Consider the following 19,983-nt stretch of genomic DNA (forward strand, 5'->3'; position numbering starts at 1 on the left):
TATCCGGCTTGTCGTCCACCGTGACGGTAGGCACCGCGGATCAGAGGCCGATCAGAGGCGGGAGGGAGCGCCGGATGAAGGTGATCGGCGCGGGGTTCGGCAGGACGGGCACGAGGTCGCTGAAGGCGGCGCTGGAGCTGCTGGGGTACGGCCCCTGCTACCACATGTCCACGGTCATAGCCGAGCCGTACCGGGTCCGCCAGTGGCTCGACGTCGGGGAGGGCCGCGCCCGCGACTGGGACGAGCTGTTCACCGGCTTCCGATCGGCGGTGGACTGGCCCGCCGCCTCTTACTGGCGGGAGCTGGCCGAGCACTATCCCGACGCGAAGATCATCCTCACCGTCCGCGACCCCCGCCGCTGGTACGACAGCGTCAGCGAGACCATCTTCGCCGGCGCCCTGGCCGAACGCCGCCCGATGCCGATCCGCCGCCGCATCATCCGGTGGCTGGTGGCGCGCCGGGCGCCGGACTTCGCCCTCTACCCGCGCATGGCCAGGGCGACCGTCATGGATCGGGTCTTCGACGGCCGCATCGACGATCCCGCGTACGTCATGAAGGTCTTCGAACGGCACCTCGCCGAGGTCCAGGCGGCGATCCCGGCCGCGCGGCTGCTGGTCTTCGACGTCCGGGAGGGATGGGAGCCGTTGTGCGCCTTCCTCGGGACGCCCGTCCCGGACGAGCCCTTCCCCCAGGCCAACGAACGGGAGGCGTTCCGGCGCAAGCGGACCGGCAGGCAGCTGCGCCTGATCCTGCGCGGGCGCTGACGGTCTCCGGCACCGGGCAGAATGAGAGGCGTGCCGCGACGTGACTCGAAATCCGCCTCCGCCCCGTGCCCGTGCGGGCTGCCGGCGACCTACCGGGAGTGCTGCGGGCGGCTGCATCGCGGCCTGGCCGCCGCGCCCACGGCCGAGGCGCTCATGCGGTCCCGGTTCAGTGCCTTCAGCGTCGGCGACGCCGGATATCTGCTGCGCACCTGGCATCCGGCGGCCCGCCCGGCCCGGCTCGACCTGGACCGGGGGACACGCTGGACCCGGCTGGAGATCCTGGAGACCACCGGGGGCAGCGTCGTCCACTCCGAGGGCACCGTCCGCTTCCGGGCCCACTACACCGACAACGGCGAGGCGGGCCACATGGAAGAGCACAGCCGCTTCGTCCGGCACGAGGGCGCGTGGACCTATGCCGGGGCCGACTGAGGGAGAGCGTTGACCTACGACCTGTTGTCCTGGCTGCGCGCCACGATCGAGGGCGACAACGCGACGGCCGAGGCGGCGACTCCCGGCCCGTGGTCCTACGACCCCACCAGGGAGTGGTACGACGGCGACGACTTCGTCACCATGACCAACGGGCAGGAGTTCGTCGGCTTCGGCGACCCGTCGGCCTTCCGGGGCGCGGTCTGCATCACCGGCGACGCCGGTCACGCCCCGTCCATGAGGGACGCCGTGCACATCGCCCGCCACGATCCCCGTGACGTCATGGCCCGCTGCGCCGCCGAGCTGCGCCTGATCGCCGCGCACGGTCACGGAGCCGGGGACGAAGGCGGGCGTGCGGGCGAAGACGGACACGCGGACGAGGGGCCCTGCGACACGCTGCGGCTCCTCGCCTACGGCTACCGTCATCGTCCCGGCTGGCAGCCCGAGTGGGCGCCACGCTGAGTTCGACGGCCGGCGTTCGGTGAGCGCGGCTGCGGGTACTGGCCGCCCACTAACAGGAGGGGCATATGGGATTACGGGCGAGGCTCAACAGCCGGTTCGGGCGGAAGGGACGGCGGCTGCGGGCCACGGCCCGGCAGACCTTCGACTGGCAGGACCTGCGGCCGGGCCAGCAGGAGGCGATGGAACACCTGCTCGACGGGCGTGACGTGCTGCTGGTCATGCCGACCGGCGCCGGCAAGTCGGCGGTCTACCAAGTGCCCGCGCAGCTGCGCGACGGCCCCACCGTGGTCGTCTCGCCGCTCATCGCGCTGCAGCGCGACCAGGTGATGGGCCTGGAGAAGGCCGACGCGGGCGGGGCCGTGGCGGTCAACTCCACCTCCTCGGTCAAGGCGGGGCTGGAGAAGGTCACGGCGGGGGAGGCGGAGTTCGTGTTCCTGTCGCCCGAGCAGCTGGCCAAGCCCGACGTCGTCGCCCAGCTGGCCAAGGCCAAGCCGTCGCTCATCGCGGTCGACGAGGCCCACTGCGTCTCCTCATGGGGGCACGACTTCCGCCCCGACTACCTGCGGCTGGGCAAGGTCATCGAGCGCCTGGGGCACCCGCCGGTGGTGGCGATGACCGCCACGGCGGCGCCGAACGTCCGGGAGGAGATCGTCCGCTCCCTCGGGCTGAAGGACCCGGTGCAGATCGTACGCGGGTTCGACCGGCCCAACATCCGGCTGGAGGTACGCCGGTTCGTCGGCGACGACGACAAGAGCCGGGCCCTGGCCGAGCACGCCGCCTCCCTCGACGGGCTCGGCCTGGTCTACGTCGCCACCCGGCGCGAGGCCGAGGAGTACGCCGCGCTGCTGACCGGGATGGGCCGCCACGCCGAGCCGTACCACGCCGGGATGCGGGCGGCCGAGCGGACGCGCGTGCACTCGCTCTTCACGGCGGGCGAGGTGGACACGGTGGTGGCCACCTCGGCGTTCGGGATGGGGATCGACCGGCCCGATGTCCGGTACGTGCTGCACGCGTCGCCGCCCGAGTCGCCCGACGCCTACTACCAGGAGATCGGCCGGGCGGGCCGGGACGGCGGGCCCGCCCACGCCGTGCTGTTCTACCGGCCGGAGGATCTCGGCCTGCGCCGCTTCTTCGCCAGCGGCCGGGTGGACGCCGAGGCGCTGCTGCGGGTGGCGACCCTGGTGAAGGAGCACGGCGGCACCGTGCCCGTCACCGAGCTGCGCGCCCTGCTGGAGGTGGGCGCCTCACAGCTGACGAGCCTGGTCAACCTGCTGGAGCAGGCCGAGGCGGTGACCGTCACCGACTCCGGCGACCTGCGCTACGCGCCGGGCGGCCCGCCGCCGGAGAAGGCCGCCGCGCGGGCGGTGGAGCTCGACGAGATCCGGCACCGCGTCGACGACTCGCGCATCGACATGATGCGCGGCTACGCGGAGACGACCGGGTGCCGCCGCCGCTTCCTGCTGGAGTACTTCGGCGAGCCGTACGACACGGCCTGCCGGACCTGCGACACCTGCCAGGACGGCCTGGAGCCCATCGCGACCGGCGACGGTCCATACCCGCTGCACGCCAAGGTCGAGCACCAGGCATGGGGGCGGGGCACGGTCATGCGCCGCGAGCCGGACCGGATCACGGTCCTGTTCGACTCGGTGGGCTACAAGACGCTCGCCCTGGCCGCGGTGGAAGGCGTCCTGCGACGTAAGGATGACGCGTAGTCACTTGCGATTTTCGCAAGTCAAACATAGGCTCGATTCATGCATGGGGTGACGGTCGAGCGTGTCAAACAGTTGATCACGGACAGCGGCCTCGGCCAGGCGGAGTTCGCCGCCAAAGTCGGCCTGGACGGCTCCAAGATGTCGAAGTCGCTGGCCGGCGTCCGCCGCTTCACCTCGCTGGATCTGGCCCGCATCGCCGATATGGGCGCGACGACGGTCGACTGGTTGCTGGGCGCCGACAAGCCCGTGCCCGCCGTCGCGGCCCGGGCCGCCGCCCAGGTAGCGACCTCGCAGGACGTGGCGATCGAGGAGGCCGGTCGGCTCTCTCAGCTGTGGTCGGACCTGTCCTATCTCGGTTACGCGCAGGGCAGAGTGTCCCTTGAGCCGGTTCCCAAGACAGGACGCTGTGTCGATCAGGGCAGGAAGCTGGCCGCGGTGGCGCGCCGCCGCGCGGGCGATGAGCGCGTCAACGCTTGGGAAGTGCGGGATCTCGCGCCGCTCGTGGAGGACGTCTTCGGCATCGATGTCCGGATCATGAGCCTGCCGGATGGCTTCGAAGGATTGAGCTGGACGGATGACCTGTGCGGCCTGATGGTGGTGGGCTCCTCTGAGCTGCCGTCGCGGCAGCGGTTCACCATCGCGCACGAGCTTGGCCATCTGCTCGCGGGCGACGATCAGGGGCTGCACCTGGACGGAAGCCTCGACGACGCCGCGCACAAGAGGAAGCCGTCCGAGATGCGGGCCAACGCGTTCGCCGCCGAGTTCCTGTTGCCGGGCGATGTCCTCACGCGGCAGGTACGAGACATGGTTTGGACGGATCGGTCGTTTGCCGAGCTGGCATGCCGGCTGCTGGTCTCCCCGGCCACACTGGCCTGGCGCCTGTTCAACCTCGACCTGATCGATCGCGGTTCCTGCGCCGCGTTCGCACGCATGCGGGCATGGGACGCGGCCACGTTGGCCGGCCGGACCGATTCCTTCGCGGAGTGGGTCGCCTCGGCCTCTCAGCCGCGCGTTCCGCTTCCGCTCATGCGGACGATGCTGCGGGCATACCGGGACGGCCAGGCCACGTTGCGGCCACTCGCCGGCCTGCTGGGCATGGACACGACCCTACTGCGGCAGGCCATGGGGCTGTCGAGAGAGGATTCCCCCCTGTCCTCATGACCCACTACTGGTTTCCGGACAACACCGTCCTGTGCAACTTCGCGTGCGTCTCGCGTTTGGATCTGCTGGAGTCGATCCTCCGCGGCCGCGGTCGATGGGCAGAGGCGATCGCCTACGAAGCGAGCCGCTCGGCGCGCGTCTATCCCGAACTGAACTCCGTGGCCCGCGACCGATGGCTCGGGGATCCGATCGAGATCGATGATCAGGGCGATGTCGAACAGATCGAACGCATCCGCCGTGCCGCGTTCGGCGGGAGACGGAGTGAGCTTGAAGCACCTCGGTGAGGCACAGACCTGCTATCTGATCGTGAGCCGTCCAGAGTTCAACGAGTCGTTCTGGATCAGCGACGACCGTGACGCGGCCGACTACGCCAGGGCGCGCGGCATCGTCACACGGGACACGATGGATCTGGTCTCCGAGGGGATCCAGGACGACTGCTGTAAGCGGGATGAGGGCTTCAAGCTGCTGCACTGCATCGCACAGGCGGGCCGTGTCATCCGCCTGCCCGCGCATCCCGCTCAACTGTGAGGGCCCGAACACGGGGCCTGCCGATCAGCGGCGCATCCAGTCCTCCAGGCCGCTCGCCGACAGGGGCAGCTCGGCCGAGAGCACGTCGATGCCGTCCGCCGTCACCAGCAGGTCGTCCTCGATGCGCGCGCCGATCCCGCGCAGCTCGGGCGGCACGGTCAGGTCGTGGGCGTGGAAGTACAGGCCGGGCTCGACCGTGAACACCATGCCCGGCTCGATGAGCGCCCCCTGGTAGGCCTCGGGTGCGGCCTTGGCGCAGTCGTGCACGTCCAGGCCGAGGTGGTGGCCGATGCCGCAGATCAGGTAGCGGCGGTGGTGCTGGCCGCGCTCCGACAGCGCCTCGTCCACCGAGACGGGCAGCATCCCCCAGTCGTCCAGGCCCCGCGCGATGACCTCCATCGCGGCGTGGTGGAAGTCGGTGAAGCGGCGGCCGGGGGCGACCTGCGCCAGCGCCGCCCGGTGCGCCCGCTCCACCAGGTCGTGCACCTGGCGCTGAGCGGGGGAGAAGGCGCCGGAGGCGGGGAAGGTGCGGGTGACGTCCGCGGTGTAGTGGCTGCGTACCTCCACGCCCATGTCGAGCAGCAGCAGCTCGTCCGGCAGCACCGGGCCGTCGCAGCGCACCCAGTGCAGGGTCGGGGCGTGCGGGCCGCTGCCCACGATCGTCGCGTAGCCGGGGCCGTTGCCGTACGCCCTGGCGTAGCGGTCGAAGGTGCCCTGCAGCCAGCGCTCGCCCGGCCCGGCCACGGCGGTGGGGATCTCGGCGAGCACGGCGGCGAACCCCTCGACCGTCCGGTCCACGGCCTCCCGCAGCTGGCCGATCTCCCAGTCATCCTTGATCATGCGCAGCTCGGCCAGCACCCGGGCGATGTCGTCGTCGGTGGAGACCGTGCCGTCGAAGTCGGTCAGCGGCCTGACCGGCACGCCCAGCGCCGCCGACCACTCGGTCAGTCCGGGGGCGGCGCCCACCCACAGCTCCCCGTGGGCGGCGTCGGCGAAGAAGCCCGGCTCGCCGGGATAGGCGGGGACGGGCAGGTAGACGACCGCGTCGCCGTCCCTGATCACGGCCACGGCGTCCTCGGCCACGCAGCCGGTCAGCCAGTAGAAGTCGCTGCCGGGGCGGAAGTCGTAGGAGGTGTCGTTGCTGCGTACCGGCGCCTGGCCGGCCGCCACCACGACGGTCCGGCCGGGGAGCGCGGCGCCGAGCCTGGCCCGGTGGGCGGCGGCGGCCTCGGCGGCGCCGGGGACGACGACGGGGGTGCGGTCGGGGATGTCCCAGCCCTTGCCGATGTAGTCAGTGAACGCCGGGATGTCCAGCAGTTTGGGGGGCCTGCCGTCAGTCACCTGTGATGCCTCCTCCGATGTCACGTACCAGCCCGGTCAGCCGGGCGAAGACGCGGTCCTCGCCCAGGCCGTCGTGCTCGTACTCGTTGGTGACCCACGCCTGGGCGTTGCCGATGCGAGCGGCGGTGTCCAGTTGCAGGCCGGAATCTACGTACATGTCGTCGTAATACACGGCGGCGGCCAGCGGAACCTCGTTGGCGGCCAGGCGTACCGGGTCATAGAGCGGCGGCCAGTCCGCCCGCTCGGCCAGCAGCTCCACGGCCGCGCGGAACGGGCGCAACGCCCGGATCTCCGCGAACATCCAGGGGTACATCATCTCCCCGGTGAACAGCAGCGGCCGGGCCGACTCGGCGAAGGCCGGGTGGCGGGCCCGCTCGCGCTCGGCGGCCCAGCCGGTGGCTCCGGGGCCCGAGCCGTAGATACTCTCCTGGAGCGCGGCGAACAGCGGGTTGTCGCTGTAGGAGGAGCGGGCCAGCACCTGCTGCAGGAAGGTGTCCGTCACGTGGTCGCCGTCGAGCGCCTCGTCGAGCAGCCAGTGCATGCGCTCGTAGCCCGGCTTCATGCCGAAGTCGATGCCGAGCGACTGCAACCGCCGCACCGTGAGCACGTCGCCGTCGGGCAGGTGTACGTCCTGCGCGGCCAGCCGGTCGGCCAGGCGGCCGACGGTCTCCACGTGGTGCGGGTAGCGGCGGTAGAACTCGGCGTTCTTGGCCGCGACACGGGGATAGGTGCGCCGGTAGACCTCCGCCGCGTCCGGGTCCAGGCCGGGCAGCCCCCCGGTGACGTAGCAGGCGCGCAGCCCCTGCGGAGCCTGCGACAGGTACGTCAGCGTGAGGAATCCGCCGTAGCTCTGGCCCAGCGTCTCCCAGCGACGGCCGCCGAAGACGGTCGTACGCAGGTGCTCGGCGTCGGCGACGATCGAGTCGGCGCGGAAGTGGGCGAGGTGGTCGGCGGCCTCTCGCGCGCTCCCGAACGCGCTCATGACCCGCCCGTCGATCCGCGAACTGCGCCCGGTGCCGCGCTGGTCGAGCAGGATCACCCGGTGCGTCTTGAGCGCCTGGCCGATCCAGCCGTTCATGCCGACCGGGCGCGGGCCCTTGCCGCCGGGACCGCCTTGCAGGTAGAGCAGGCACGGCAGGTCCTCGGCCGCGCGCACCGGATCGACCAGCTCCCGGGCGAACACCGTGATGGTGTCCCCGCCGGGCGCGGACCAGTCGAGCGGCACCTCCACCAGGTGGTCGCGCACGCGCATCCCGGGAATCGTGTAGGTGGTCAACGGGGGCTCCCTTCACGGCGCCTGCGGTCCCATTCGGGGTTGATGCGGGGGATGGCGGCCAGGAGCGTGCGGGTGTAAGGGTCCTGGGGGTCGCCGAAGACGCTGTCGACCGGGCCCTGCTCGACGATCCTGCCCTTGCTCATGACCGCCACCCGATGGGCGATCTGCCGGACGACGGCCAGGTCGTGGGCGATGAAGATGTAGCTGAAGCCGCTCTCGGCCTGCAGCCGCCGCAGCAGCTCGATGACCTGGGCCTGCACCGAGACGTCCAGGGCGGACACCGCCTCGTCGCAGATGACCAGCTTGGGGTGCACGGCCAGCGCGCGGGCGATGCCGATCCGCTGCGCCTGGCCGCCGGAGAACTGCGCGGGATAGCGCTGGGAGTGGTCCGGGTTCAGCCCGACCCGCTCCATCAGCTCCCTGGCGTGTGCCCGCTTCCCGCCCGTCGGGGGGATCCCCTGGTACACCAGCGGCGCCATCAGGATGCGCTCGACCGTGTGGCGGGGGTTGAGCGAGGAGAACGGGTCCTGGAAGACGACCTGCACGTTGGCGCGGTAGCGGGCCAGCGCGGACCCCTTGGCGACGGTGATGTCCTCGCCCTCGAACTCCAGGGTGCCCGCGCTCGGCTCCGTCAGCCTGGCCACCATGCGGGCGGTCGTCGACTTGCCGCTGCCCGACTCGCCCACCACGGCCAGCGTCTCGCCCGGCCGGACCTCGAAGCTGACGCCGTCGACCGCGACGAACTCGGCCTTGCCGCCCAGCGGCCCGCGGGTGACGAACCGCTTGGTCAGCTCGTTCGCCCTCAGCAGGGGCTCGCTCATGACATCACCTCGTCGATGGGGGAGTCGTCGATGCGCGGGACGCTGTCCAGCAGCATCCGGGTGTAGTCGTGCCGCGGATCGGAGAAGACCTGCTCGGCGGTGTCGTACTCGACCTGCTCACCCCGGCACATCACCAGGACGCGGGTGGCGATCGAGCTGATCACCGCGAGGTCGTGGGTGATGAACACCATCCCGGTGCCGCTCTGCCGCCGCAGGTCGGCCAGCAGGCGCAGGATCTGCGCCTGGACGGTCACGTCGAGCGCGGTGGTCGGCTCGTCGGCGATGAGCAGGGCGGGGGAGCAGACCAGCGCCATCGCGATCATGACGCGCTGCCGCTGCCCGCCGGAGAACTGGTGCGGGTAGTAGTCCACCCGCCGCTCCGGGTCGGGCAGGCCGACCTGCTCCAGCGCCTCGATCGCGACCTTGCGCGCCGCCTTGCGGGAGCGGCCCTTATGGGCCCGGTAGACCTCCTCGATCTGCAGGCCAACGGTGTAGTACGGGTTCAGCGACGACAGCGGGTCCTGGAAGACCATCGAGACCTGGTCCCCCCTGATCCGGCGCATGTCCTTGTCGCTGCGGCCGAGCAGCTCGGTGCCGTCCAGCCGGATGCTGCCCCGGGTCACCGCCCCCCGGGGCAGCAGTCCCATGATCGCGAGGCTGGTCATCGACTTGCCCGAACCGGACTCGCCGACGATGCCGACCGTCTCGTCGCTGCCGACGGTGAAGCAGACGTCCTTGACGACGTCCACCGGCCCCCGCGTGGTGGGGAAGGTGACGGTGAGGTCCTCCACGACAAGCAGGTCACTCATTTCGCGGTGATCCTCACTCTCGGGTCCAGCGTGGTGTAGACGAGATCGACCACCAGGTTCCCCACCACCACGAAGAACGCGGCGAGCAGCGTCACCGCCATGATCACCGGCTGGTCGTTCTTGGCGATCGAGTCGGCGGCCATCTTGCCCACGCCGTTGAGGCCGAAGACCGTCTCGGTGATGAGCGCGCCGCCCAGCAGGGCCGCGAAGTCCATCCCGAAGATGGTGGCGATCGGGGTGAGCGCGGGCCGCAGCGCGTGCCGCCGCATGGTGAGCATGGGCGGCAGGCCCTTGGCCCGCGCCGTGCGCATGAAGTTCTCCGCCAGCGTGTCGATCACGTTGGCCCTGGTCAGCCGCGCGTAGAGGCAGGCGTAGCCGGTGGCCAGCACGACCCAGGGCATCAGGTACGACTGGAACCACAGCACCGGGCCGTCGGAGAAGGAGACCGCCGACGGGAAGGGCAGGATCTGCAGCCACACCACCAGCACGTACTGCAGCGCCAGCGCCAGCACGTAGTTGGGGATGCTCGACCCGCCGAGGGCCAGCCCCATCGCGGTACGGTCCCACCAGGTGCCCTCCTTCACCGCGCTGAGCAGCCCGGCCAGGATGCCGATCAGCAGCCAGAGCACCGCGGCGCCGATCGCGACGGTGGCGCTGACCGGGAGCCGGTCCACGACCATCTCCCAGACCGACTGATTGGTCTGGAAGCTGTAGCCCAGGCACGGGGCCGCGCAGTGGATCAGGTTGGCCCCCGAGCCGTAGTCCCGGCCGACGAAGATGGCCGTCAGGAACGTCCAGAACTGGGTGAAGTACGGCTGGTCGAGCCCGAGCACCCCGCGGATCTGGTCGATCCGCTCGGGCGTGCACGTCTTCCCGCAGATCATCAGCGCCGGATCCGGCGACAGCGTGAAGAAGATGACGAAGGTGAACAGGCAGACCAGGAACAGGATCACCACGATGCCGGCGAACCGCGCGGCGACATAACGCGCCATCAGGAGGCCTCCCCGGCGTCGAAGGCGGCACGCAGGCGGTCCCCGAGCACGGTCAGGGACAGCACGGTGCAGAACAGGAAGGCGCCGGGCACCGCGAAGTACATCGGGTCCACGGCGTACCAGCCCACCGAGCTGGAGATCATCTGCCCCCAGGACGGTGTCGGCGGTGCCACGCCGACGCCCAGGAACGACAGCCCCGCCTCGGTGCCGACGTAGCCGGGCACGGCCAGCGTGGTCATCACGATCAGCGAGCTGCGCAGGTTCGGCAGGATCTCCCTGAACACCAGGACGCCCGTCGAGGCGCCCGACACCCGGGCGGCCTCGACGAACTCCCTGTTCACCAGCGTCAGCGTCTGGCCGCGCACCACACGGGCGAGGTACGGCCAGCCGAAGACGCTGATCACCACCACCAGCAGCACCGACCGGTTGCCCGCCGGCAGCGAGGACAGGATCGCGATCATGAAGATGAGGGCGGGGAAGGCCATCAGGAAGTCCATGATCCGGCAGATCACCTGGTCGACCCAGCCGTGGTAGAAGCCGGCCAGCATGCCGAGCACCACCCCGAGCAGGGTGGTGAGCACGGTGGCGGCGGCCGCGATCAGCAGCGAGACGCGCGCGCCGTACGCGATGCGCGCCAGGATGTCGCGGCCGTTCTGCGGCTCCACACCGAGCAGGTGGTCGGCGCTGATCCCGCCCAGCGAGCCGCGCGGCAGCCCGCCGAGGTCGGTGTCGATGGCGGCGCTGTCGAAGTCGTTCGGCCCGTGGCCGGTGATCGCGGAGATCAGCGGCGCGCAGATCGCCATCAGCAGGACCAGCACGAGGAAGGCCGTGCTGAGCATGGCCGCCCAGTCGTGCAGCAGCGCGCCGGCGACCCGCCGGGCCGAGGTGGCGGGCGCCACGGGGGCGCCCGCCGGTGGGAGGGCAGTGGTGGTGGTCATCTTCGGCTACTTGCCCGGCTTGGCCAGCCCGACGGATACCAGGTCGATACCCCCGGAGAACGAGGCGGACTGGTACGCGCCGGCGATGTTGGCGCCATAGACGAGGACGTACTTCTCATAGGCCAGCGGCACGATCGGCGCCAGCTTCATGATCTCCTTGTCCAGTTCCCCGTAGGCGGCGTTCGCGGCCGTGACGTCGGGCATCGCGGCGATCTCGTCGATGCGCTTGTTGATCGCCTTGTCGTTGATCTGGGCGAGGTTCGCGTTGCCCTTGGCGGTGATGTTGCGGCCGTCGAACAGCGGCGGCAGGAACGTCGCGCCGGACGCCCAGTCGGGGCACCAGCCGGTGACGGCGGCGTCGTGCTGCTGCGCGGGTGTGCCGATCACCTCGTAGTAAGTGGAGGTGTCGATGTTGTTGATCTTGACGTCGATCTTCACCGCCTTGAGCGCCTCCTGGATGGCCACGGCGACCGCCGCCATCTTCGGGTCCGGCCGGGTGTCGAGGGTGAGGGTGAAGCCGTTGGCCTGGCCCGCCTCGGCGAGCAGCTTGCGGGCCGCCTCGACGTCGGTGGGATAGGGGTCGTAGTCGACCCGGCCGGCGACCGTCGGCGGCTGGATGGAGGTGCCCTTGGCCGCCAGGCTCGAACCGCCCATCCCGGCCACCACGGTGTCCTTGTTGATGGCGTAGTTGATCGCCTGGCGCACCCGCACGTCGTCGAGCGGCTTCTTGGTGGTGTTCAGGCCCATGTAGGTGGTGCAGCCGTTGAGCCCGCTCAGCGCGCGCGCCTTGAGCTGCGGAGTCTGCACCCGCGCCACGGTGGCCGCCTGGATCGTGCCCGCGACGGCGTCGGCGTCGGTGCCCTGCCCGGCCAGCATGCGCTCGTCGATGGTGGCCGGGTCCAGCCCGAACGTCCACTCCCAGGCGTCCGGCTTGGCCGACCTGACGCTGTCGGTCTCGGCCTTCCACTGCGGGTTGCGCACCAGCTTGAGCGAGGAGCCGCGGTTGTAACTGGCCACCTTGTACGGCCCCGACGCGATCGGCTTGGTGTCGAACGCGGCCGCGGCGCCGGTGCCCTTGGGGAAGGGGACGAAGTTGGCCATGGCCAGGGCGCTGGGGAAGTCGGCGAAGGGCTTCTTGAGGTGGAAGACGATGGTCTTGGCGTCAGGGGTCTCGATCGTGTCGAGGTCGCCGGAGACGTACGGGCCCTTGTAGTCCTTGGGCGCGTCGAGGAGCAGTTTGGCGTACGGTGAGCCGATCCCGGCCTCGGGGTCGAAGCCGCGCGTGGCGCCGAACTTCACCGCCTCGCTGGTGATCGGTGTGCCGTCCTCGAAGAACAGGTTGTCCTTGAGGGTGAAGGTCCAGGTCTTGGCGCCGTCGGACGGTTTGCCCGTGTCGGTGGCGAGGTCGGGCACGATCTTCGTGCTCTCCGCGCCCGGGGCCGCGCCGAAGGTGGTCAGGTTCCGGTAGATGAGCCGGTAGAAGTTGTTGACGCCGCCGTCCCAGCCGCGTACCGGATCCAGGTGGGAGAAGTCCGCCTTTGTCAGGAAGTGCACGGTGCCACCGGTGGCGGGCTTCGCGGACGAGCCGGACGAGCCGGATCCGGTGGAGGTGGAGGGGGCGGCGCCGCCGCCCCCACAGGCCGCGAGCGCCAGCACGGCGCTCACCGCGACGCCCGAAAGCGCAGCCGATCTCCTCATGTCGCCTTCTTTCTGAATCAATCCATTGGGTGGGGGTCACGCACTGCGGACCCACACCCGCATGGCCTCGGGGCTACGGTTGCCCCACATGAAGTACGGGACGAAGGCCGTGGTGACCGTCGTCTCCGGGAACGCCCGCTCCTGCGGCAGCTCGGGGTAGAGCTCCGCGGACGGCGCCGGTGCCGCGGCCGCCTCCACCTGGAGGACGACCGCGCCTTCCGACGTGGCGATGTTGGCGTTAACAACGCTTGGTAGTACCAGGTCGTCGACGTCCACAGGGCAGTCCTGCTGTTCGACGCAGTACACCAGCGGGCCGCGCGCCAGGCTGGCCGCGCCCCGCGTCGCGTCGAGGTGGGGGTGCGAGCCGTGCGCCCTGACCGGCATCGGCAGGCTCAGGCGTACCTCGTCGCCCGCGTGCCAGACCCGCTCGACGCTCAGCCACCCGTCCCGCGCGGTGGCGTCGGCCGCCGCGCCGTTGACGGTAACCGTCACGTTCTTGGCCCAGCCCGGCACGCGCAGCATGATCGTGTACGGCCCGTCGGGCGCCCGGTCCAGGACCAGGCGCACGTCGCCGTCCCACGGGTAGTCGCTCTCCATCGTCAGCCCGAGCGCCTCGGTGTCGATCCTGGCCGCGGCGTAGGCGGCGATCAGCAGCGCGCCGTCGCGTTCGGCGGCCATGTGGTCGCCGAGCTGGGTCATCCAGCGCACGATGTTCGGCGGGCAGCAGGGGCAGCCGAACCACGGCCGGCGCAGCGGGTCGCCGCCGTCCTCCGCGCCGCTGCGCTGCTCGTGGTCGGGGCGGCGCTGGAGCGGGTTGTCGTAGAAGAAGGCGGTGCCCTCGGCCGACAGTCCCACGGCGTAGGCGTTGTACTGGATCCGCTCGAACACGTCGAGGTACTTGGCGCCACCGGTGGCCAGGAACATCCGCCACGCCCACTGCATGGTGCCGATGGCCGCGCAGGTCTCGCTGTAGGCGCGTTCGGACGGCAGTTCGTAGCGGTCGCCGATGGCCTCGTCGGAGTGACGGCTGCCCAGTCCGCCGGTGACGTAGAGCTTGGTGGCCACCATGTCGTCCCACAGCCGCTCCAGCGCCTCGAACAGGGAGCGGTCTCCCGTCTCGAGGTACACATCGGCCGCGCCGGCGGCCAGGTAGGCCATGCGCACGGCGTGGCCGGTCACCGAGGGCAGGTCGCGGAAGGGCAGGTGGTCCTGGAAGTACTCGCCCGGGAAGATGCTGTGCTTCAGGTGCCCGTGGCCGCGGCGGTCGACGAACAGCCGGGCCTGGGTGAGATAGGCGCGCTCGCCCGTCTCCCTGAACAGCTCGACCAGCGCCATCTCCACTTCCGGGTGACCGCAGACGGCCTCCTCGCGGCCCTCGCCGTAGCGGGCCACGACCAGGTCGGCGAACCTGACCGCGACCGCGAGCAACCGCCGGTCGCCCAGGTGCCGGGCGGCGGCGACGGCGGCCTGGATGAGGTGGCCCAGGTTGTACAGCTCGTGCCCCCAGGCCAGGTCCTCCCACGGCTTCTTGGCGGCGGCCGGGTCCTGGAAGAAGGAGTTCAGGTAGCCGTCGTCCGCCTGCACCCGCTCCAGCAGCCCGACGACCTCCTCGTAGAACTCCCGTACGGGCTCGGCCGCGGTGCCCGTGGCCAGCTCGTACGCCAGCCCTTCGAGCGTCTTGTACAGGTCGGTGTCGAGGAACGGGTAGCGGCCCCGGTACGGGGGCGGGTCGTCCACCAGCAGGCGGCTGAGGTTGCCCACGTTCCCGGCGGCGCGCAGCCGCTCGATGGCGTGGGGGACCGTGGCCGCGCTGTTCCTGAGCTGCCAGGCATGCAGCAGGCCGCCCACGATGCGGACGGCGACCGGCTTGACGTGCTCGGACACCATCGGTTCATCAGTAATGTGTGGCATTGCACTGAACCATAGATGTCGGGTAGGTGGACTGCCAAGAGTTGGGGCGAGGAATTTCCCGTCCGTAACCAGACCGTAAAACGAAATACGGTCGCCTCAGGCAGTGATGCGCACCAGGTCCCCAGGATGTGGCGCCGACACCGTCCGGCCCGCGAACGTGGCGCCGGCCGTCACCGACGAGTCGAGCCACCCGTTGACGCCCTTCACCACCAGATCGCCGAGCTCGCCCCCGGCCAGGCGCAACACCGCCGCCCCGCCCCGCGCGGCCATGACCTCGACGTCCCCGAGCGGGGTCCGCACGCCGACCGGGCCGTCGTGGTCGTCCTGGACGAGCACGGTGAGGTAGTGGACGTTCCGGTCCGGGTGGCTGCGCAGGAACGCGTCCGCCCGGCCGTACAGGATGGAGAGCGGGCCGGGTGCGGCGGGCAGTGGCTCGGACGGGCGGAAGAGCGAGCAGGGCTCCATGTTCTCGTCGAGGGTGGGCAGCGGGCCGTCCACGAGCACCCGGCCGCCGCGGGACAGGTGGACGGCCAGCGACCGCTGGACGTGACGGTGCATGAAGGGCCCGCCGGGCACGGTCACCGTCGCGAAGGCGGCCAGCCGCTCCGGCGTGACCGTCTCGAGATCGAGCAGCGCGTAGTCGCGGCACTCCGCCCGCATCCTGTCGTGGAAGGCACGCAACGCCCGGCCGCACCGCGGGCCGTCGGCGCCGGACAGCGCGGCGATCCCGGCATAGGGCAGGTACAGCCCGAAAGCCTCCGACGCCACCGGGACGCACTCCAGGAACTCGGCCCCATGGAGCGCGAAGAAGCCCGCCAGCGCGTGGACCACGGGCGCCTTCTCCGAGGCGGAGCCGTCCGCCGCGATCGGCGCGCAGTCGGGGTAGCCGCCGGTGCGGGCCGCGTCCAGGCCGGGGAGCCAGCCGGACGTGGACACCCCGGTGTAGACGTTGACGCCGGTCGCTCCGGCGGCCAGGGCGAGCAGGCTCTGGTGGAAGCTCGTCGCCGCGTCGATGTAGGCGGGGTCGTAGAGCTGGGAGAAACCCCAGTTCTCCTCCAGGTTGGGGCCGGGGGCGCGCTTGGCCGCGATCACGTAGCGGGCCCGCGCGTCCGGGTCGGCCGAGACGACGCCCATCCAGTTGGTGAAGCCGTAGGAGATGCCGCCCCACAGCTCGGGGCGGACCCGGGCCAGCCAGTCGTCCAGCTCCGCCACGGTCGGCGGGTTGAGGTTGACCACCACCGGCAGCTCCGAGCCCACCGCCTGGGCCCAGACCCGGTAGACCTCCGCCAGGTACTCGGCGTGGAAGCGGCCCCAGTCGGCCTTCGCCCGCGGTCCGGACGCGGCCGGGCGCGGTGGCTCGATCTCCTCCCATCCGCCGAACGACGTCCGGTGGACGCGGTTGTACGCCTGGAGCGTGCCGTACCAGGAACGCAGCCGCTCGCGGAAGAAGGCCAGCCCGGACGGGCTGTAGTCGTAGGCGGTCAGCGGCAGCGCGCCGCTGGTGTAGACGCCTTCGTTCGCGATCTGCAGCGCGATGACCGGGCCGCCGTCCGTGAGGACCTCCTTGCCCACCGCCGACAGCCACTCGCCGGCCCTGGCCAGGAAGGCGGCGCCCAGCGGCGCGGGCAGCGGGCGCCCGGGCACGTGGTCGGCGGAGTCCGACCAGCGGGAAGGGGCGCCCGACGCGTCGAGCAGCGCTTCGATGGCCGGGTCCGCGTCGGGGCAGACCCAGTCGGGCAGCCCGCCGTAGGTGACCTCGGCGTGGATGAACGGGCCGGGCTTGGCCAGCACCTTCAGCCCCAGATCCTGGCAGAGCCCCAGGAAGCCGATGACGTCCCTGGAGGGATGGGTCACGCCGGTGAAGTCGGGCGCCGTGCCCGGCTCGGGCTGGTGGTGGCGCCAGGGCAGGTAACAGGTGATCACCTCGATGCCCAGCTCGTCGCGTACGGCCCGCAGCCGGTCCGCCCAGACGGCGGGGTCGTCGCGGTAGTAGGGATAGTCGGCGGTGACGAGCACCCGCGGCTCGCCGTCGACCACGGCGACCCCGTCGCGGAACTCGATGCTCACGCTCACGCTCCTCACGCCTTGAGCCCGGTGAAGGCGATGCCCTGCAGGATGCGGCGCTGGAAGACCAGCAGCACCCCGATCACCGGAACGACGGCGAGCGTGGCGCCCGCCATGATGTAGTACGCGCGGCCGCCGTCCGGGCTGGCCACGAGCTGCTGCAACGCGAGCGGCAGCGTGTAGAGGTCCGGGTCGTTGAGCACGACCAGCGGCCAGACGAGGTCGTTCCAGTGGAACAGGAAGCTGGTGATCGTCACGACGGCCAGCACCGGCTTCGACAGCGGCAGCACGATCCGCCAGAAGATCTGCATCCGGCTCGCGCCGTCGATCAGCGCCGCCTCCTCCAGCTCGGCCGGCAGCGACAGGAAGAACTGCCTGAGCAGGAAGATGTCGAGCACCGAGGCGATGTTGGGCACGATGAGCCCCCACCCGGAATCGAACATGCCGAGCGCCTGGGTGACGTGGATGCGCGGCACCAGCAGCGTGATCGTCGGCACCATCATGCCGCCGAGCAGCACCACGAACAGCTTGTCGCGGCCAGGGAAGGGGATCCTGGCGAAGGAGTAGGCGGCCAGCGCGTCGATGAGCAGCTTGGCGGGCACCAGGACCAGGCACACCCACACGCTGTTGACGAAGGCGCGGCCGAGCCCGCCGACCTCCAGGACGTAGTCGTAGTTCTCCAGCGTCGCCGCCCACTCGCCGCTCTTGCGGTCCACGGGCAGCAGGTTGGGCACCTTGGTGTAGATGTCGTGGCCGTGCTTGAAGGAGGTGGCCAGCATCCACAGGAACGGCACCACCGACACGGCCGCCAGCAGCACGAGGGCGAGGTAGATCGACGCCCGGCGGGCCCTGGTCATGACGCCTCCTGCTTGACGAACCTGAACTGCAGAGCGGTGATGATCATGATGAAGGCCAGCAGGATGAACGACATCGCGCAGGCGGCCCCCATGGCGTCGTACCGGAAGGCGAACAGGTACAGGTGGAGCACGTAGCTGAGCCCCGACTGCTCGGGCCCGCCGGTGACGCTCCGCCCCGACCCCGAGAAGATCACGTACACCAGCCCGAACACCTGCAGCGCCGCGATCACGCCCGTCACCAGCAGGTAGAACGTGGTCGGCCGGAGCATGGGCACGATCACCCGCCAGAAGCGCTGCCACGGCCCCGCCCCGTCGATGATCGCCGCCTCGCGGATGGTTGCCGGAATGCCCTTCAGCCCGGCCAGGTAGATGATCATCGAGATGCCGCACTGCCAGGCGGAGATGAACGCCAGGGCGGGGATGACCAGTTCGGGAGTGTTCAGCCAGTTCTGGCCGGGGATGCCGATCAAGCCGAGCATCGAGTTGATCAGGCCGTACTGCGGGTCGTACAGCCAGCGCCAGATCGCGCCCACCGCCGCCTCGGCCGTGACCACCGGCAGGAACAGCAGCAGCCGGAACAGGTTGGCCCCGCGCCGGATCGCGTTCACCAGCAGCGCCTGCACCAGCGCCGAGACCATCGTCAGCGGTACGGCGATGAGCGTGTACTGCAGGGTGACCCGCACGGACTTCCAGAAGTGCGGATACTTGACGTCGTCGAAGAACAGGTCCGCGTAGTTGGCGAGCCCCACCCAATGGGCCGCCGAGCGCAGGTTCCAGTCGGTGAAGCTGTAGTACAGCGCCGACAGGGCCGGATACACCAGGAACACCACGAAGTACGCGACCGCCGGGGTGACCAGGAGCCACCCCACCAGGCGGTCGTTCGTGCGGCGGCGCGTCCGCCTCCTGGGCTGGGCCGCCACCTCCTTCCGGCCCGCCAGTACGGGTGCCGTCACCTCAGCCGTTCCAGCCCAGGAGGGAACGCGTCTTGCCCGCCGCGTCCGTCAGCGCCTGCTGGGCGGTGGCCTTGCCGGTCAGCGCCGACTCCAGGGCCGGGGCGATGATCTCGTCGTTGACCTGGATCCACTGAGGCACGGCCGGCCTGGCGTGCGCGACCTTGAGCTGCTCCAGGAACGCCGCCTGCTCGGGCCCGCTCGCCACGACCTGCGCCTTGAGGTTGACGGGGAAGCCGCCGAACGCGTCGGCGATGGCGCCGTTGTTCGTGGCATTGGTCAGGAACGACAGCCACTTCCAGGCCAGGTCGGCGTTCTTGCTGGTGGAGAAGACCACGGAGTCCTCGCCGCCGATGTTGCCGGCCGGCTCGCTCTTGTACGGCAGGGGCGCCACCCCGAAGTCCAGGTCGGGGAACTGCTCGTGGATCGTCGGCACGTCCCACGGACCGGAGATCGTCATGGCGGCCAGGCCGTTCTCGAAGGGCTTGTCCGAGTCGGTGATCTTGCGTGGCGACGACTTCAGCAGATCCACCCAGAGCTGCAACGCCTCGACGGCCGGCGGCTGGTCGAACAGCACCTTCTTGCCGGCGTCGTCGACCATCTGGCCGCCCGCGCCGTGCACGATGCCGGGGAACATCCAGGCGCCGTAGCCGTCGCCCTTGGGGACGTTCATCCCGGCGACGTTCGCGTTGGCCTGGTGCACCTGGGCGGCCGTCGCCTTCATCTCGTCCCAGGTCTTGGGGGGCGCCGGGACCAGCTTCTTGTTGTAGAACAGCGCCACGCAGGTCTGGTCGGCGGGCAGGCCGTAAAGCTTGCCGCCGGCCCGGTTGGTGTCGAGGGCGCCCTTGTAGAAGGCGCTCTCGTCGATCAGCCCGGCGGGCACCTCTTTGATCGTGCCGTCCAGCGCGTACTTCGACACCAGGGGCTGGTCGAGTATCCCCGCGTCGGGCGCGCTCTTGCTCGCCACGGCGCCGCCCAGCTTGGTGTTGTAGTCGTCCTTGGGGATCTTGACGAGCTTGACCGTGACGCCGGGGTTGGCCTTCTCGAAGTCCTTGCGGACCTTTTCGATGACCTGGCCGGCTTGCGGGGTGCGGTCCTGATACATCCAGAAGGTGAGTGTCTTCTCGTTGCCCGATCCCTGGCCGCCGCCGCAGGCGGCGAGCCCGGCGACGAGTGCCGCCACCGCGGCTCCTCGGACGACTCCTCGACTCATGGTCTTCTCCTCATCGGGGGGATGAGCAGACCATAATCTAAGTCTTGAATAAAGTCAGGA

General features: G+C 70.5%; 19 protein-coding genes. 7 read left to right on the forward strand and 12 right to left on the reverse strand.

What is annotated here, in order from left to right; translation table 11 throughout:
• Positions 1–74: 74 nt before the first annotated feature.
• The 7 genes from AB0B61_RS23645 (at position 75) to AB0B61_RS23675 (ending at position 5,053) form a co-directional block, all read left to right on the forward strand.
• Positions 75–764, forward strand: a complete 690-nt coding sequence (locus AB0B61_RS23645) for a sulfotransferase family protein (protein WP_358435416.1) — start codon at positions 75–77, stop codon at positions 762–764.
• 30 nt (positions 765–794) lie between these two features.
• On the forward strand, positions 795–1,193 hold the full coding sequence (locus AB0B61_RS23650; protein WP_358435419.1) for a YchJ family metal-binding protein: 399 nt from the start codon (positions 795–797) through the stop codon (positions 1,191–1,193).
• Positions 1,194–1,202: 9 nt separating this feature from the next.
• The gene (locus AB0B61_RS23655) at positions 1,203–1,652 is read left to right on the forward strand and encodes a DUF6221 family protein (RefSeq protein WP_358435422.1); all 450 of its coding nucleotides are present in this window, start codon (positions 1,203–1,205) and stop codon (positions 1,650–1,652) included.
• Between the two features lie 65 nt (positions 1,653–1,717).
• A complete protein-coding gene (locus AB0B61_RS23660) occupies positions 1,718–3,364 on the forward strand; it encodes a RecQ family ATP-dependent DNA helicase (RefSeq protein ID WP_358435425.1) in 1,647 nt (548 codons plus the stop codon).
• Between the two features lie 39 nt (positions 3,365–3,403).
• Positions 3,404–4,525 carry an XRE family transcriptional regulator gene (locus AB0B61_RS23665; RefSeq protein WP_358435426.1) on the forward strand — a complete coding sequence of 374 codons (1,122 nt, stop codon included), beginning with the start codon at positions 3,404–3,406 and terminating at the stop codon, positions 4,523–4,525.
• Positions 4,522–4,809 (forward strand): hypothetical protein, encoded by a 288-nt coding sequence (locus AB0B61_RS23670; RefSeq protein WP_358435429.1) that lies wholly within the window; start codon positions 4,522–4,524, stop codon positions 4,807–4,809. The genes AB0B61_RS23665 and AB0B61_RS23670 overlap by 4 nt, the downstream gene beginning before the upstream one ends.
• A complete protein-coding gene (locus tag AB0B61_RS23675) occupies positions 4,793–5,053 on the forward strand; it encodes a hypothetical protein (RefSeq protein ID WP_358435431.1) in 261 nt (86 codons plus the stop codon). Before AB0B61_RS23670 ends, AB0B61_RS23675 begins: the two co-directional genes overlap by 17 nt.
• Positions 5,054–5,077: 24 nt before the next feature.
• Here the strand turns inward: AB0B61_RS23675 and AB0B61_RS23680 are convergent, their stop codons facing one another.
• The 12 genes from AB0B61_RS23680 to AB0B61_RS23735 all read right to left on the reverse strand — a co-directional run bounded on the left by AB0B61_RS23680 (position 5,078) and on the right by AB0B61_RS23735 (position 19,923).
• Positions 5,078–6,394 (reverse strand): aminopeptidase P family protein, encoded by a 1,317-nt coding sequence (locus tag AB0B61_RS23680; RefSeq protein WP_358435434.1) that lies wholly within the window; start codon positions 6,392–6,394, stop codon positions 5,078–5,080.
• The gene (locus AB0B61_RS23685; protein ID WP_358435436.1) at positions 6,387–7,670 is read right to left on the reverse strand and encodes an alpha/beta fold hydrolase; all 1,284 of its coding nucleotides are present in this window, start codon (positions 7,668–7,670) and stop codon (positions 6,387–6,389) included. The genes AB0B61_RS23680 and AB0B61_RS23685 overlap by 8 nt, the downstream gene beginning before the upstream one ends.
• Positions 7,667–8,491, reverse strand: coding sequence for an ATP-binding cassette domain-containing protein (locus AB0B61_RS23690; protein ID WP_358435439.1), 825 nt, complete (start codon positions 8,489–8,491; stop codon positions 7,667–7,669). The genes AB0B61_RS23685 and AB0B61_RS23690 overlap by 4 nt, the downstream gene beginning before the upstream one ends.
• Complete coding sequence (locus tag AB0B61_RS23695; protein WP_358435442.1) at positions 8,488–9,300, reverse strand: ABC transporter ATP-binding protein; 813 nt, start codon at positions 9,298–9,300, stop codon at positions 8,488–8,490. The genes AB0B61_RS23690 and AB0B61_RS23695 overlap by 4 nt, the downstream gene beginning before the upstream one ends.
• Positions 9,297–10,292 (reverse strand): ABC transporter permease, encoded by a 996-nt coding sequence (locus AB0B61_RS23700; protein WP_358435444.1) that lies wholly within the window; start codon positions 10,290–10,292, stop codon positions 9,297–9,299. Before AB0B61_RS23700 ends, AB0B61_RS23695 begins: the two co-directional genes overlap by 4 nt.
• On the reverse strand, positions 10,292–11,230 hold the full coding sequence (locus AB0B61_RS23705) for an ABC transporter permease (protein ID WP_358435447.1): 939 nt from the start codon (positions 11,228–11,230) through the stop codon (positions 10,292–10,294). Before AB0B61_RS23705 ends, AB0B61_RS23700 begins: the two co-directional genes overlap by 1 nt.
• Before the next feature lie 6 nt (positions 11,231–11,236).
• Positions 11,237–12,928 carry an ABC transporter substrate-binding protein gene (locus AB0B61_RS23710; protein ID WP_358435450.1) on the reverse strand — a complete coding sequence of 564 codons (1,692 nt, stop codon included), beginning with the start codon at positions 12,926–12,928 and terminating at the stop codon, positions 11,237–11,239.
• Between the two features lie 36 nt (positions 12,929–12,964).
• Complete coding sequence (locus AB0B61_RS23715; protein WP_358435453.1) at positions 12,965–14,815, reverse strand: beta-L-arabinofuranosidase domain-containing protein; 1,851 nt, start codon at positions 14,813–14,815, stop codon at positions 12,965–12,967.
• Between the two features lie 120 nt (positions 14,816–14,935).
• Positions 14,936–16,906 (reverse strand): beta-galactosidase, encoded by a 1,971-nt coding sequence (locus AB0B61_RS23720; protein ID WP_358435455.1) that lies wholly within the window; start codon positions 16,904–16,906, stop codon positions 14,936–14,938.
• Positions 16,907–16,917: 11 nt separating this feature from the next.
• Positions 16,918–17,760, reverse strand: coding sequence for a carbohydrate ABC transporter permease (locus tag AB0B61_RS23725; protein ID WP_358435458.1), 843 nt, complete (start codon positions 17,758–17,760; stop codon positions 16,918–16,920).
• Positions 17,757–18,713 (reverse strand): sugar ABC transporter permease, encoded by a 957-nt coding sequence (locus tag AB0B61_RS23730; protein ID WP_358435461.1) that lies wholly within the window; start codon positions 18,711–18,713, stop codon positions 17,757–17,759. Before AB0B61_RS23730 ends, AB0B61_RS23725 begins: the two co-directional genes overlap by 4 nt.
• A 1-nt stretch (position 18,714) precedes the next feature.
• A complete protein-coding gene (locus AB0B61_RS23735) occupies positions 18,715–19,923 on the reverse strand; it encodes an ABC transporter substrate-binding protein (RefSeq protein ID WP_358435463.1) in 1,209 nt (402 codons plus the stop codon).
• Positions 19,924–19,983 lie beyond the last annotated feature (60 nt).

Origin of the sequence: Nonomuraea sp. NPDC049158, assembly GCF_040648335.1 — a bacterium.
GTDB lineage: Bacteria > Actinomycetota > Actinomycetes > Streptosporangiales > Streptosporangiaceae > Nonomuraea.

Excerpts from the sequence above, each read along its gene's own strand:
- AB0B61_RS23645 (WP_358435416.1), top strand. The coding sequence starts at position 75 with ATGAAGGTGATCGGCGCGGGGTTCGGCAGGACGGGCACGAGGTCGCTG.
- AB0B61_RS23660 (WP_358435425.1), top strand. The coding sequence starts at position 1,718 with ATGGGATTACGGGCGAGGCTCAACAGCCGGTTCGGGCGGAAGGGACGG.
- AB0B61_RS23665 (WP_358435426.1), top strand. The coding sequence starts at position 3,404 with ATGCATGGGGTGACGGTCGAGCGTGTCAAACAGTTGATCACGGACAGC.
- AB0B61_RS23670 (WP_358435429.1), top strand. The coding sequence starts at position 4,522 with ATGACCCACTACTGGTTTCCGGACAACACCGTCCTGTGCAACTTCGCG.
- AB0B61_RS23690 (WP_358435439.1), bottom strand. The coding sequence starts at position 8,491 with ATGAGCGAGCCCCTGCTGAGGGCGAACGAGCTGACCAAGCGGTTCGTC.
- AB0B61_RS23695 (WP_358435442.1), bottom strand. The coding sequence starts at position 9,300 with ATGAGTGACCTGCTTGTCGTGGAGGACCTCACCGTCACCTTCCCCACC.
- AB0B61_RS23700 (WP_358435444.1), bottom strand. The coding sequence starts at position 10,292 with ATGGCGCGTTATGTCGCCGCGCGGTTCGCCGGCATCGTGGTGATCCTG.
- AB0B61_RS23705 (WP_358435447.1), bottom strand. The coding sequence starts at position 11,230 with ATGACCACCACCACTGCCCTCCCACCGGCGGGCGCCCCCGTGGCGCCC.
- AB0B61_RS23710 (WP_358435450.1), bottom strand. The coding sequence starts at position 12,928 with ATGAGGAGATCGGCTGCGCTTTCGGGCGTCGCGGTGAGCGCCGTGCTG.
- AB0B61_RS23715 (WP_358435453.1), bottom strand. The coding sequence starts at position 14,815 with ATGGTGTCCGAGCACGTCAAGCCGGTCGCCGTCCGCATCGTGGGCGGC.
- AB0B61_RS23725 (WP_358435458.1), bottom strand. The coding sequence starts at position 17,760 with ATGACCAGGGCCCGCCGGGCGTCGATCTACCTCGCCCTCGTGCTGCTG.
- AB0B61_RS23735 (WP_358435463.1), bottom strand. The coding sequence starts at position 19,923 with ATGAGTCGAGGAGTCGTCCGAGGAGCCGCGGTGGCGGCACTCGTCGCC.